The following is a 13,296-nucleotide window of genomic DNA, read 5'->3' on the forward strand; positions in this document are numbered from 1 at the left end:
AAAGTGCCACCCCCTGCTTTGCCACGCGCTGATCCTGACGCGTCGTGCCTACGCAGAGAGCGCTGCGAATCGCCCTTGGCTGAGTGCGGCAAGGTCCTCCGGCGAGAGCTCGATTTCCAACCCACGCCGCCCGGCGCTCACGTATAGCGTCGACCACGCCTGCGCCGACGCATCTATAAAGGTAGGCAGGCGCTTTTTTTGGCCCAGCGGGCTCACACCGCCCAGCACGTAGCCGGTGGTACGCTCGACGACATCCGGTGCGGCCATCACGGCCTTTTTAGCGCCAGCGGCTTTGGCGATCTGCTTCAGCCCCAAATGGCTATTCACGGGGACGATACCAACGGCCAACTGCTTGCCATCCAAGCTAACGACGAGGGTTTTGAACACTTGCTCGGCCGTCACGCCAAGTTTGTCCGCCGCTTCCAGCCCATAGGACGGGGCGGCGGCATCGTGCTGATACTCATGGAGTTGAAACGCAATACCTGCATGCCTTGCGCTGTTAATCGCCGGTGTCATGGAGTTCTCTTAAGTTAAACGCGTCAGCCTATCTGAAAACATCACTTCCCACTGCTAGGCTTAATAGCGTGAGCACCTCATGGAAGTCAACTGACAGGAGTCGTTAAATGAAAGCCACCTCTAAAGCACAGCAGAAAGCCGCTGGCGCGGCCCTTTCCGCCAAACGCGGTGAGACCAAGCCGAGCGAGCTATATGACGCTTCGAAAGAGATGTATGACTCGATGAGCGAAGAGGAGTTGGAAGAGATGGCGGGTACCCAGCGTAAGGGCAAACCGCAAAAGAAAGAGGACGATTGATCGATGCTGCGCCAGCGGCTTGCGCTGGCGCAGCTTGCGTGAACCTATGTCAGCCAATTATTGGCAAGGCACCACGCGGCGCAGCGTATCTTTCGCCCACAGCGTTTGGCCATCCGGCGTGCGGCCATGTTCGTTCCAACGCTCGGTGGTTTCCAGGCAGAACGAACCGGCGTTTTCGGTACGTGGGTCCGCGCTGACGGGGCGCTCTCCGCCGATCCGCATGACGTCCGGATTTTCAGTGGTGTAACGTGGGGCAATGGTAGAACTTGCGCAGCCAGCCACCAAAGCGGTGACCAGCAGCACGGGCAAACAGCGGCGCAGTGGCATGTTTTTGCAACCCTCAAAAGTGCAGTGTTAGGCCGACACCAGTTGTCGGTAGCGCTAAATATCACCACACCTTCGACAGCGTCAACACTTTTTCAATGCAAGCATTACGTGACCAGCGTAATGCTCGTCACCGGGCGCAAATTACGCAGCTTACAGTGCTGCTCGACGCTCTCGACGATCTCTTCTGCGTCATCGATCTGCTGCTTATCGAGCTGAATGTCGACCATCAAGAAGCTGCCTACCTGGGCAAGGCGCACATCGTCGTCGGCGATATCGAAATCCGCCACTTCTTGCACCACTTCTTGGCGGACGCTGCCTACCGGTTCGCCAAACATCAGCTCACGCAGCGCTCCTTTGACCATGCGAATCGGCATGGGCAGGAAGTAACCGGCAATAATCAGGACCATCACCGGGTCGGCAAAACGTGCCAAGTGCGCCCAAGGCGAGAGCGTAAGCCCCCAAGTGAGGGCAAAGCCCAGCATCACAGCCGCACTTAACCAGGTATCCATCTGCCACTGGCGAAGCTCTGCGGCCAGTAGCGAGGACTGCGCTACCTTGGCATAGCGGGTCAGCCACCACCAAGTGAGCAAACAACCGGTCACGTTGACCACGCCAAACATCAGCGCCAAGTCCAACGTGACCAGACGCCCTCCTTGCGCCAGACTCCAAAGTGCTGAGACCAATGAAAACAAACACACCAGCGCAATCACCACGCCTTTGAGCAGCACGGCCAGCGGTTCGACCGTCAGCCGCCCAAAGGGGTAGTGATCATCCGCCGGTTTGCGAGCCTGTTGCAGCGCAAACAGAGAGAGCGATGCCAGCACTAAACTTAATAGCGAATAGCCACTATCGAAGAGTATCGTTATCGAGCCACTCGCAAGGCCCAAGGCAAGCCCGGTAAAGGCAAACAGGCTAGCGGAAATGGCGGAAAATCTCAGCGCACGGCGCTCGGCGACAAAGGGGGTCACGCGGGTTGCTCCAGTAAAGAGTGGTAAACGCAGGCCATCATAGTGAGTACACTGACGCTTCACCAGTCGCTCAGCGCCAACTATTTTGGCACTAAGCACGTTAATCAAGAGACCATCATGCGCGCAGAACAAGTCCAGGCGTTTATCGATGTCACGGAGCACGGATCGTTTGCCGCCGCCGCACGGCACACCGGCATGAAGCGCAGCACGCTAAGCGCCGCCGTCAATGCGCTGGAAGATAACCTGGGCGTGGCACTCTTCGAGCGTTCGGGGAACAGCCTTCAGCTCACGGCCGTGGGGGAAAGCGTGCTGCCCGACTGCTATCGCCTGCTGACCAGTGCCAACCGCATCAATAAGCACTGCCAGCAACACTTACAAGGCGTGGAGAGTCAGCTTTGCATCGCGCGGGACGACGCGCTGCCCGAGGCATTTTGGCGACAGGTCATGCACGACCTGAAACAGCGCTACCCACTCACGGCCATTTCGGTGTACCTGCTGCCCCCCCAAGAGCACGCCCAGTTCGTGCTGCGTCAAACGGTGGATATCGCCTTTGGGCTGTATACCGCCGAAGGGGCGGCGGTGAATGCCAGCAACCTTGCGCCTGTGAGCATGAGCCTGGTCGCGGCGCCAGGCCATCCACTCAGCCGCCTGCCGAACGTCACTAAAGATGATTTGGCCCAGTACACCCAGGTATGTCTGACCTTCGATCAGGGCGACAAACTGGTGAGCGAAGCGCTGTTTTCCACCAACTATCTTGGCCTGACCATGTTCGAGGTGATTCGCGATGCAGTGATCAATGGCACCGGCTGGGCACTGCTTCCCTACCCGCTCGTCAAAGAGGCATTGGCCAGCCACAGTCTGTGTGCGCTCAACCACGACCTGCTGCTGGAAAGTCACTACTACCGTTACGTGGAAGGCGAGAGTCTCGGCGTGGTCGCCACGGCGCTGCTGACCAACGTCATCCGTTTTTTAGGCACCACACGCTAAGCGCCCCTCTCAGTCGAAAAGCGGAGCACCGCGCATGAGCAGCGTTGAAATTTAGCAGTGGCGAAAAAAGCAATTGCCCGCCACGCTGTAAAAAAACAGGCCATTGAAGGAGCCCAAAGGACACGCTAGAGAACCGACACAGGCAAGTGTCATCTAAGCGTAAAGTGCATCTGCCAGTGTCGATGTTGCCGTCAACCAAGGAGTAGTTTCCGCGATGGTACGACTCGATAAGAAAGCGACTAGGCTGTACGTCCTAGACACGAATGTCCTGATCCACGACCCCGCCGCGCTCTACCATTTCGATGAGCATGATGTGGTCATCCCCATGACCGTGCTCGAAGAGCTGGACAAGCACAAGAACGGCATCCGCGAAATCGCCCGTACGGCACGGCAAATCAGCCGCACCCTGTCCGATCTCACCAGCCAAGTGACGTTCGACGAAATACAGCAAGGCATTCCCATCCCCCGCATCAGCGGAGAATCCGGCCGCCTGCACTTTCTGTGCTACAACGACCTCAAGCCCTTCGACTCGTTAGACGATAGTCCCGACAACCGAATCCTGGCAGAAACCTGCCGTTTGCGTGACGAACGCCCGGATGCCTCGGTCATTCTGATTACGAAAGACATTAACCTCAGGGTCAAAGCCGCCGCGCTGAAAGTACCGGTAGAGGATTACCTCAACGACCGCGCCTTCTCCGATAGCGATGCGATGATCGAGGGCGCGCAGGTATACAGCCAGGCAGGGCATGACGGCGCTTCGCTATGGGAAGCGCTGAATGTCGACGTCACCGTCGAGCGCGTGGGCCATCACACTTTCTATCAGCTCAGTGGCCAAATGCCTCGCGACTGGCACGTGGGCATGCTGGTCTCCGATAGCGAGAACGGCGCCGAGTTCGAGGCCATCGTGCGGGAGCTGTCATCCTCTTCTGCGCGGCTGCAGCTACTCACCAACTATCGCCACCACGCAGGGGTGTGGGGCGTGCACGCCCACGACAGCCGTCAGAACTTCACCCTCAACCTGCTGATGGACCCTGAGATCGACCTCGTCACCATTGCCGGTAATGCGGGCACCGGTAAAACCTTCATGACCCTGGCGGCGGCTTTCCAGCAAACCCTGGACGCCAAGCGCTTCGAGCGTATCGTCTTCACCCGCGCGCCGATTCCCATGGGCGAGGACATTGGTTTCTTGCCAGGTACCGAGGAGGAGAAAATGTCACCGTGGATGGGCGCCTTCCACGACAACATGGATAACCTGCTGCGCAACGAAGAGGGAGAGTCGACGTGGGACAACGGTGCCACACGACAGCTAATTGGTTCACGGGTACAAATCCGCTCACCGAGCTTTATGCGCGGGCGCACCCTGAACGATACCTTCTTGATCATCGACGAGGCGCAAAACTTCACCCCTAAACAGCTAAAGTCGTTGGTCACTCGTGCAGGGCGCAATACCAAGATCGTTTGCTTGGGCAACGTCGGGCAGATCGATACGCCCTACCTCACCGCCAATACCTGCGGCATGGCCGCCGTGGTCGAGCGGTTCAGAGATTGGCCTCACGCCGGGCATATCACTTTGAAAAGCGTCGAGCGCTCTCGCTTGGCCCTGGCGGCCGAAGAGCTGCTGTAGCGCTCTTTGCACTTCTGTCGTTACCCTTCTCTCGCTACTCTACCCCGCCCAGCTCGCTGGGCGGTTCTCCTTTGTCTTCAATCGCACGGCGGCTGCCGTTTTGCGGCATTGTCGCTGTTCCAGGGGTTCTCGACGCCGATGGTATCGGCAGCAAACGCCTCGCGCTCACCTAGCGGGCGCGCTTCGCCCACGGTGGTGTCATGGCAGGTTTGGCGCTCCATTTCGCTATTGAGCTCCGCCCCGAACAGCACGACGAATGCCGAGAGCCAAAACCACAGCATCAGCGCCACGACCGCCCCTATCGAGCCGTACAGCTCGCTAAACGTCGAAAAGTAGCGCACATAGAGTGACAGCGCGCCAGAGCCTAGCAACCACATTAGCGTCGCAAACAGGGTGCCGTAACTCAGCCAGCGCCACTGCGGTGAGCGCCGATAAGGCGCGAAGCGGTAGAGCAGCGCGATCAGCAGGCTCATCAACACCAACAGGGCCGGCCAGCGCAGCCACTGCAGCACGCGATCCAAGGGAGGATCGATCATGAGCCTATCCACCATGGCAGGCACGATGGCGATGAACCCCAACGAGACCAACGTCATGCCAATCAAGCCCAGGGTCAGCGACACCAGCACCACGCCCCGGTAGAGCAGCGAGCGCTTTTCCTGCTCGCCGTATACCGCATTGAGACCGATCACCAGCACCGAAACGGCTTTCGAGGCAATGAACATGGCAATGAGTAGCCCCGCCAACGCGGTCATGACGTTACCCGCTTCGGTGCTCTCGACCACTTCCTGCGCCTGTTGATCGATCAAATTGGCCGCATCTGGTGGCATGAAACGGCTGATCGTGTAGAGCTGACGCCCCGCCTCCACCGGATCGAACAGCAGCCCCCACACCGAGATCACCGCCGCAATGGTTGGAAACAGCGCCAGCAGCGCGTAAAACGCCACCCCTGCGGCAAACATGGTGATTCGATCCCGGCGAGCCGCACGCACAACGCGCCAGGCAATATCGTGCCAGCCCCGCCGCGGGATATCGCTGGGCACGTCGGCGGCGCGACCTCGACGGTGGCTATCCATTTAGCCCAACCGCTCGCTCAGCCACTTGCCGATATCGTTGACCTGCTGCGGGCAGAGCGCATGGGCCATCGGGTACTGGCGATAGTTGACGTTATATCCCATGGCCTTCAAACGCTCGACGCCACTACGGCCCAGGGTTTCGGGCACGATGGGGTCGAAGTTACCGTGATGAACGTCGATCGGCACGTGACGGTTCGCCTCAGCAGGCTCGATGCTGTCGGCGGTGGCAAAGTAGGTCGACATCGCCAACAGCCCACCCAGCGGCTGAGGAAACGACAGCGCGGCCTGATACGCCACTGCCCCGCCCTGGGAAAAGCCCGCCACGATGATGCGCCGACTATCCATGCTTTGGTCGATCTGCTCTTGGATCAGCGCCTGAATACGCTCGGCGGATGTTTTCAGCTGCACCTCATCGACCCGACGCCCCAAGTCCATCGCCAGGATGTCGTACCAAGCGGGCATCACCATGCCGCCGTTGATGGTCACCGGTAGGCGCGGGGCATGGGGCATGATGAAGCGCACGTTGACGCTGTCCGGCAGCGCCAAGGCAGGCACTAGCGGCTCGAAATCGTGCCCATCGGCACCTAAGCCGTGAATGATGAACACACACGCATCGGCGGGTTGACCATTTTTCGGTTCAATAATCAGTTCGCCTGAGGCTGTCATGGGCTATGTCCTTGCTGATATGAAAAGCGCCACCCTAGCGTAAAGCAGCGCGGGGAGCGAGTCATTAGCGGCTTAGAACGGCCATACCCAAGGAATCAGGCTCACGGCAATCCCCCCCGTCAGCACGTTCAAGCCGCCGCCGACGCGGAGAAAATCAGTGATGCGATAACCACCGGGGCCATGCACCATTAAGTTGGTTTGATAGCCAATCGGGGTAAGAAAGCTGGCCGACGCAGCAAACATCACCGCGACTACGTAAGGCATGGGGCTGACGCCGAGGCTTTCTGCGGCCGCCATAACCACCGGAAAGATGATTACCGCCGCCGCGTTGTTGGTCACTAACTCCGTAAGCAGCGCCACGACGCAGTAAGTTCCCACCAGCAGCAGCCACGGGCTGCCCGCCACCAGCGATAGCACGCTGCCTGCCATGGCATCCGCAGCACCTGACGACTGTAACGCTGCCCCCACCCCAAACGAAGCGGCGATGGTCAAAAGCACTTGGGTGTCTAGCCCGCGCTTGGCGGCGCCCACCGTACAACAGCCGGTCAACAGTGCCATGGCCGCGCCCAGCATGGCGGCATTGAGCATGCTCAGCACGCCCAACGCCGCCAGCAGCACCGCACCTATTAAAATTCCCCACGCCAGCGGCGCCTTTTCATGAATGGGCCGCGCCGAGCCGTTGAGTTCGCTGATCAATAAGAAATCTTTCGACTGCCGGTGGCGCTCGATGAACGGCGGGCGTGCCTCCAATAGCAATACATCGGCAGGCTGCAAGCGCACTTGGCCGAGGTTCCCTCTCACGCGCTCGCCGCCGCGACAAATCGCCAGCACGGCCGCGCCGTATAGCGTTCTAAATCGACCGTCACGAATCCGTTGACCAATAAACTGGCATTGATTGGAGACCACCGCCTCGACCAAACGGCGCTCTTTGAACTCTTTTTCTAAGCTAGAAGCGCCATCCCGAGAAGGGATCAGCCCACGGATCTGCTGAAGCTCCACAGCGGCATCCGAGGTACCCACGAACACCAAACGATCCCCGCCTTTGAGCTGCTCCCCTGGTCCAACTACACTGACCACGTTACCGGCACGCTCAATCTCTACAAGGAACAGTTCCTGCAAATGGCGCAGCCCCGCCTCTTCGACCGTGCGGTCTACCAGCACCCCTGCCGGGTCGACTTCCATTTCGATCGTGAACTCGCGTGGGTTGGCAAAGGCTTTAGCCGTGCCGCCACGGGCGGGCAATAAACGCGGGCCAAGGAAAATCAGGTATGCCAAGCCCGCGACCGCGACCGGAATGCCTACCCTCGCCAAGTCGAAAAGCCCCATGGCCAAATCAGGGTAGCGCTCGATCAGCAGCCCATGCACTACCAGGTTAGTGCTGGTACCAAATAGCGTGATAGTACCGCCTAAAATAGAGGCAAAGCTCAGCGGCATGAGCAAACGCTGTGGGGAAAGCCGCAAACGGCGGCTCCAACTCAAAACGGCGGGAATATAGGTCGCCACCACCGGGGTGTTATTGAGAAAGCCGCTGAGCGACGCTACGGGTAACAATAGACGTGTCAGCGCGCCGCGTTCACTCGATGGACGCCCCAACACGTAGCGAATGATCAGATCGATACCGCCAGTCTCACGAATACTAGCCACCAGCACGTACATGAACGCGACGGTAAACAGGCCGCTATTGGAAAATCCACCCAGCGCCTGTTGAGGATCGATGACGCCCAGTGTCATTAACACCACTACTGCGCCCATTAAAATGATGTCCGGACCGAGGCGAGAGAGCGCCATCAGCGGAAAAATCGTCAGCACGACCCCTATTGCAATCCAAGCATCCAGCGACATAACCCCACATCCTTTCTCAAGCCCACTCAACTGATATAACCGAACAATATGAAGGGCATTGTGCCGCCTAGCAGATATTCTAAAAAGTTATTTTTAGAAACACAGTCAGAACAAAAAAGAATATGCGTGTGAGGTGTGAGGTGTGAGGTGTGAGGTGTGAGGTGTGAGGTGTGAGGTGTGAGGTGTGAGGTGTGAGGTGTGAGGTGTGAGTCAGATAGTAATCCACAAGCAAAAAACCCCGCACAAGGCGGGGTTTTTCTAGCGCGCTAGCATCGAGTGCTAGCGGCAAACATCAAGCTGGATTAACCCAGAACTTTGATGTTGGAAGCCTGAAGGCCTTTTTTACCCTGAGTGACGTCGAAGGAAACCTTCTGGCCGTCTTGCAGAGTTTTGAAGCCGTCAGCTTGAATTTCGGAGAAGTGCGCGAACAGGTCGTCGCCGTTGTCGTCCGGAGAAATGAAGCCGAAGCCTTTAGTGTCGTTAAACCACTTAACGGTACCAGTTGCCATGATCGAAATCCTCGATTTAGCTTAATGTAGAGCCGGGTAATACCCGAGTTGCAGTGGGTAGAACAAGAAACTTTCACCAGACTCAACGCTAGAGCGTTTCGATACTGCTGACAACGTTCGACTTGCTAACCAACTGCATGCAGCATGCGCTTAACGACGCCGCACGTCAACACTATGATGGAAAAAAAAGTCAATGCAATGAATTTTCTTTCAAAATCCATCCCGCCGCCTTTTCGGCGATCATTAACGTCGGAGAATTGGTGTTCCCACTGGTGATGGTCGGCATCACACCCGCGTCTGCGACCCGCAATCCCGCCACCCCGCGCACCCGCAATTTTTCATCCACCACCGCCATTGGGTCATCACGTTTCCCCATCCGCGTGGTGCCGACCGGGTGAAAAATCGTTGTGCCAATATCCCCTGCGAGTCGCGTTAGCTCGTCATCGGTTTGATACTCAACGCCCGGCTTCACTTCTTCAGGCGAATATTTAGCGAAGGCAGGCTGTTCGGCGATACGCCGAGTCACCCGCAGCGAATCAGCCGCTACCTTGCGATCCTCCGGCGTGCTGAGATAGTTCGGCGAAATCGCCGGTGCCTGACGCGGGTCGGCGCTTTTCAAACGCACCGTTCCTCGGCTGGTAGGGTTCAAGTTGCATACGCTCGCCGTAATGGCCGGATACGGATGCAGCGGCTGCCCAAAGGCCTCTAAGCTGAGCGGCTGAACGTGATACTGAATATTGGGGTACGGCTGATCGTCAGAACTGCGGGTAAACGCACCAAGCTGCGAAGGCGCCATGCTCATCGGCCCGGTGCGCTTGGTCACATACTCCCAGCCAATCCCCGCCTTGCCCCACAGCGTACTGGCAATAGCATTGAGCGTTTTGGCATTACTGACACGATACACCGAGCGAATCTGGAGATGATCTTGCAGGTTTTCACCTACCCCAGGCAGGTCGTGCACCACTTCAATGCCGTGCTCACGCAAATGCTCAGCAGGCCCAATACCCGACAGCTGTAAAAGGTGAGGCGAGCCAATGGCCCCTGCACACAGCACTACCTCTTTTCGCGCCTGCACGCGCTGGGTTTTGCCGCTGCGCACTACCTCTACCCCCGTACAACGAAGCGCTTGCGTATGATCGAAGCAGAACCGATTCACCTGGGTGGAGTGCCAAAGCGTCAGGTTGTCCCGCTTTAGCGCGCTACGCAAAAATGCCTTGGCGGTGTTCCAACGCCAACCATCCCGCTGGTTTACCTCAAAATAGGCAACCCCTTCATTACTCCCCCGGTTGAAGTCGTCGGTGCGGGGGATGCCCGCCTGCACCGCTGCTTCGGCAAAGTCATCCAGCACTTCCCATTTCAGGCGCTGCTTCTCGACCCGCCACTCGCCGCCATGGCCATGAAAAGCGCGGTGAGTCTCATCACCGTCGCTGCCTTCATCCAGCCGGTAGTGGTTTTCGTGTTTGATAAAGTCGGGCAGGCAGTTCTCCCAACGCCACTCGTCGCTGCCGGTGACCTCGGCCCAGTGGTCGTAATCCCTGGCCTGACCGCGCATGTAGATCATGCCGTTGATGCTAGAACAGCCCCCCAGGGTTTTCCCCCGTGGGTAGATCAGCGAGCGGCCATTGAGCCCTTTGTCCGGCTCGGTACGAAACAGCCAGTCGGTGCGCGGATTATTGATACAATAAAGGTAGCCCACTGGAATATGAATCCAGTGGTAGTTATCCCGACCGCCTGCCTCAATCAGCAGCACCCGATTATTGGGGTCGGCGCTCAGTCGATTGGCCATCAGGCACCCTGCGGTGCCTGCGCCAATCACGATGTAATCAAATGCTTCTGCGGTGGGATGAGTGGTTGTATTTGTTGGCATGGGTTTGGCTCCCGTAACGGTCAGGCGCTACTTCGCCGTCGGCATCACAAACTCTGCACCCGCGTCGATGGAGTCCGACCAGCGCTGCATGATCGACTTCTGCTTGGTGTAGAAGCGCACACCCTCTTCGCCATACGCGTGGGTATCGCCAAACAGCGAGCGCTTCCAGCCGCCAAAACCGTGCCACGCCATAGGCACCGGAATCGGTACGTTGATGCCGACCATGCCCACCTGAATCCGGCGGCCAAATTCCCGGGCAACGCTGCCGCTTTCGGTAAAGCAGCTCACCCCGTTGCCAAACTCATGGTCGTTGATCAGTTGAATGGCGGTCGCCACATCCGGCACGCGCACGCATACCAGCACCGGGCCAAAGATCTCCTCTTTATAGATAGTCATCTCTGGCGTGACGTGGTCGAACAGGGTGCCGCCCATCCAGAAACCGTCAGCACAGCCCTCACCCGCTTGAGTGCTATCAAACTCGCGCCCATCGACAATAAGCTGCGCGCCTTCTGCCACACCCTTTTCGATGTACCCGGTGATCCGCTGATGCGCTTGGCGGGTCACGATGGGCCCCATTTCTGCATCCAGCTGCATGCCATCTTTGACTTTCAGCGTCTTAGCCCGCTCGGTGAGCATCGGCACGACTTTATCGGCCACATCGCCGACCAGCACGGCCACGCTAATCGCCATGCAGCGCTCGCCCGCACTGCCGTAGGCTGCGCCAATTAACGCATCCACTGCTTTATCAAGATGGGCGTCTGGCATGACCACCATATGGTTTTTCGCCCCGCCCAGTGCCTGCACGCGTTTGCCGTGCTTAGCCCCGCGCTCGTAAATCAGGTTGGCAATCGGCGTAGAGCCGACGAACGACAGCGCTTTAACGTGTGGGTGGTCGATCAGCGCTTCAACGGAGTCTTTATCGCCCTGCACCACGTTGAACACGCCATCGGGCAGGCCTGCTTGTGTCAACAGATCCGCGATCATCAGCGAGGCGCTAGGGTCCAGCGGGCTGGGCTTGAGAATAAAGGTATTACCGGCGGCAATGGCGATGGGGAACATCCACATCGGCACCATCGCCGGGAAGTTAAACGGCGTAATACCGGCGACCACGCCCAGCGGCTGGCGCACGGTCCAGTTATCGATGCCGGTGCTAACCTGCTCGGTGTAATCACCCTTTAATAGCTGGGGAATACCGCAGGCAAACTCGACAATATCAATACCCCGTGCCACTTCGCCCTGGGCATCGGTAAATACCTTGCCGTGCTCTTTGGTGATTGCTTCGGCCAGGGCATCTTTATTGGCGTTCAGCAGCTCCAGGAATTTGAACATGACCCGAGCGCGGCGAATAGGCGGCGTATCGGCCCAGGCTGGAAATGCTGCTTGGGCGGCTTGCACGGCGGTGTCTACATCGGCGGCCGAAGCCAGGGCAACGCGGCCGGTGACCTGCCCGGTGGCAGGGTTAAAGACATCCTGGGCGCTGCCGGAGGCGCCTTCGCTGCGTTGGCCGTTAATAAAGTGGTGGATGGCGTTGGTTGTCATTGTCGCTACCTTTATAACAAAAGCTTAAGTGATCGGAGGATGATCACTAGACTACCCCGCCTAACAGGCCAAGCAATTGAGTAATTTTTAACCCAGATATAAGCTTTGCTAATAACATAACAATGAAGGTTCACCACCATGCAGGAGTACGCCACGCTGCGGGCCTTTGTGGCCGTTGCCCATACCGGCAGCGTCTCAAAGGCGGCCGAGCAGCTCCACCTGACCCAGCCCGCCGTTAGCCTAAAGTTGAAGCAGCTACAGCAACATCTGGGACTAACGCTGTTTACCCGCCGCCCGCAAGGGTTAACGCTGACCGCCGATGGTTACGCCTTGCTACCGGCCGCTGAAAATGCCCTGGCCAGCGCGCTGGCCTTCGAGCAGAGCGCCAGCGCGTTACACAGCACGCTGCGGGGCAAGCTGCGCATTGGCACCATTGTTGACCCGGAATTTATTCGCTTGGGTGATTTTCTCAGCCGCTTGATGGCCCGCGCGCCACAGCTGGAAACCGAGCTTCACCACGGCATGAGCGGCAGCGTATTGGACAACGTCGAGCAGGGGGAGTTAGATGTGGGCTTTTTTCTCGCCCCGCCCGGCGAAGGCACTGGCAATCCTACGCTAGCATGGCGAGAGTTAACCCACTTTCACTACCACGTGGTGGCACCGCCGGGCTGGGAAGCCAAACTTGCCGACACCCGCTGGGAGGCGCTTGCGCAACTGCCCTGGATTGTGACCCCCGCTGTGTCAGCGCACTCCCGGCTACTCAAGCGAGCGTTAGCCGCAAGCGGCGCGACCCCGAACCGTGTTGCCCAGGTCGACCAAGAGGCGTGTATGCTGGATTTAGTCAGAGCAGGCGTGGGCCTGAGCCTAGCGCGAGACGCGCTGGCCATGGCCGAACGCCAAGAGAGCGGCTTGGCGGTGGCGGACAACGTTCGCCTGCCCTGCGCATTAAGCCTGATCTGGCGCAGCGACCGCGCCACCGAGCCTACGATTAAGGCGGCGCTGGACACCCTCGATACGGTATGGCCGCATCGTCTAAGGTCGCTGTAAGGAAGCGGAACCTCTCGACACTAATGGGCTCAATA

General features: G+C 58.5%; 13 protein-coding genes. 4 read left to right on the forward strand and 9 right to left on the reverse strand.

The features are described 5' to 3' along the window. Window positions 1-48 precede the first annotated feature (48 nt). On the reverse strand, window positions 49-516 hold the full coding sequence (gene ybaK / locus AB6K10_RS18015; RefSeq protein ID WP_339119503.1) for a Cys-tRNA(Pro) deacylase: 468 nt from the start codon (window positions 514-516) through the stop codon (window positions 49-51). Window positions 517-623: 107 nt separating this feature from the next. On the opposite strand from ybaK, the gene AB6K10_RS18020 reads away from it, so the two are divergent. Next, entirely contained in the window at window positions 624-812 is a 189-nt protein-coding gene (locus AB6K10_RS18020) for a DUF3008 family protein (RefSeq protein ID WP_139526597.1), read from the forward strand. Between the two features lie 57 nt (window positions 813-869). On the opposite strand, the gene AB6K10_RS18025 is transcribed toward AB6K10_RS18020, so the two are convergent. Further along, window positions 870-1,139: a hypothetical protein gene (locus tag AB6K10_RS18025; protein WP_159342901.1), complete on the reverse strand. Its 270-nt coding sequence runs from the start codon at window positions 1,137-1,139 to the stop codon at window positions 870-872. Between the two features lie 104 nt (window positions 1,140-1,243). Further along, window positions 1,244-2,107 (reverse strand): cation diffusion facilitator family transporter, encoded by an 864-nt coding sequence (locus tag AB6K10_RS18030; protein WP_339119504.1) that lies wholly within the window; start codon window positions 2,105-2,107, stop codon window positions 1,244-1,246. A 117-nt stretch (window positions 2,108-2,224) separates the two neighbouring features. Here AB6K10_RS18030 and AB6K10_RS18035 point away from each other — a divergent pair, with 117 nt between their 5' ends. Together AB6K10_RS18035 and AB6K10_RS18040 are read left to right on the forward strand one after the other, a co-directional pair. Then, window positions 2,225-3,094, forward strand: coding sequence for a LysR family transcriptional regulator (locus tag AB6K10_RS18035; RefSeq protein WP_339119633.1), 870 nt, complete (start codon window positions 2,225-2,227; stop codon window positions 3,092-3,094). 214 nt (window positions 3,095-3,308) lie between these two features. Further along, window positions 3,309-4,718 (forward strand): PhoH family protein, encoded by a 1,410-nt coding sequence (locus tag AB6K10_RS18040; protein WP_159342903.1) that lies wholly within the window; start codon window positions 3,309-3,311, stop codon window positions 4,716-4,718. A 77-nt stretch (window positions 4,719-4,795) separates the two neighbouring features. On the opposite strand, the gene AB6K10_RS18045 is transcribed toward AB6K10_RS18040, so the two are convergent. From AB6K10_RS18045 to AB6K10_RS18070, 6 genes are all read right to left on the reverse strand, one after another. Then, complete coding sequence (locus tag AB6K10_RS18045; protein WP_285263046.1) at window positions 4,796-5,791, reverse strand: YihY/virulence factor BrkB family protein; 996 nt, start codon at window positions 5,789-5,791, stop codon at window positions 4,796-4,798. Further along, window positions 5,792-6,457, reverse strand: coding sequence for an alpha/beta fold hydrolase (locus AB6K10_RS18050; RefSeq protein ID WP_339119505.1), 666 nt, complete (start codon window positions 6,455-6,457; stop codon window positions 5,792-5,794). A gap of 72 nt (window positions 6,458-6,529) precedes the next feature. Further along, window positions 6,530-8,299, reverse strand: coding sequence for an SLC13 family permease (locus AB6K10_RS18055; RefSeq protein ID WP_253017860.1), 1,770 nt, complete (start codon window positions 8,297-8,299; stop codon window positions 6,530-6,532). Between the two features lie 302 nt (window positions 8,300-8,601). Next, window positions 8,602-8,808, reverse strand: a complete 207-nt coding sequence (locus AB6K10_RS18060) for a cold-shock protein (RefSeq protein WP_054641278.1) — start codon at window positions 8,806-8,808, stop codon at window positions 8,602-8,604. Window positions 8,809-8,998: 190 nt separating this feature from the next. Further along, the gene (locus AB6K10_RS18065) at window positions 8,999-10,675 is read right to left on the reverse strand and encodes a GMC family oxidoreductase N-terminal domain-containing protein (RefSeq protein ID WP_339119506.1); all 1,677 of its coding nucleotides are present in this window, start codon (window positions 10,673-10,675) and stop codon (window positions 8,999-9,001) included. A 27-nt stretch (window positions 10,676-10,702) separates the two neighbouring features. Next, entirely contained in the window at window positions 10,703-12,214 is a 1,512-nt protein-coding gene (locus AB6K10_RS18070) for a CoA-acylating methylmalonate-semialdehyde dehydrogenase (RefSeq protein WP_305946854.1), read from the reverse strand. A gap of 138 nt (window positions 12,215-12,352) precedes the next feature. Between AB6K10_RS18070 and AB6K10_RS18075 the strand changes: the two genes are divergently transcribed. Further along, window positions 12,353-13,261, forward strand: a complete 909-nt coding sequence (locus AB6K10_RS18075; RefSeq protein ID WP_253017857.1) for a LysR family transcriptional regulator — start codon at window positions 12,353-12,355, stop codon at window positions 13,259-13,261. Window positions 13,262-13,296: the final 35 nt, after the last annotated feature.

Origin of the sequence: Halomonas sp. BMC6 (assembly GCF_964204995.1) — a bacterium.
Classification (GTDB): domain Bacteria; phylum Pseudomonadota; class Gammaproteobacteria; order Pseudomonadales; family Halomonadaceae; genus Vreelandella.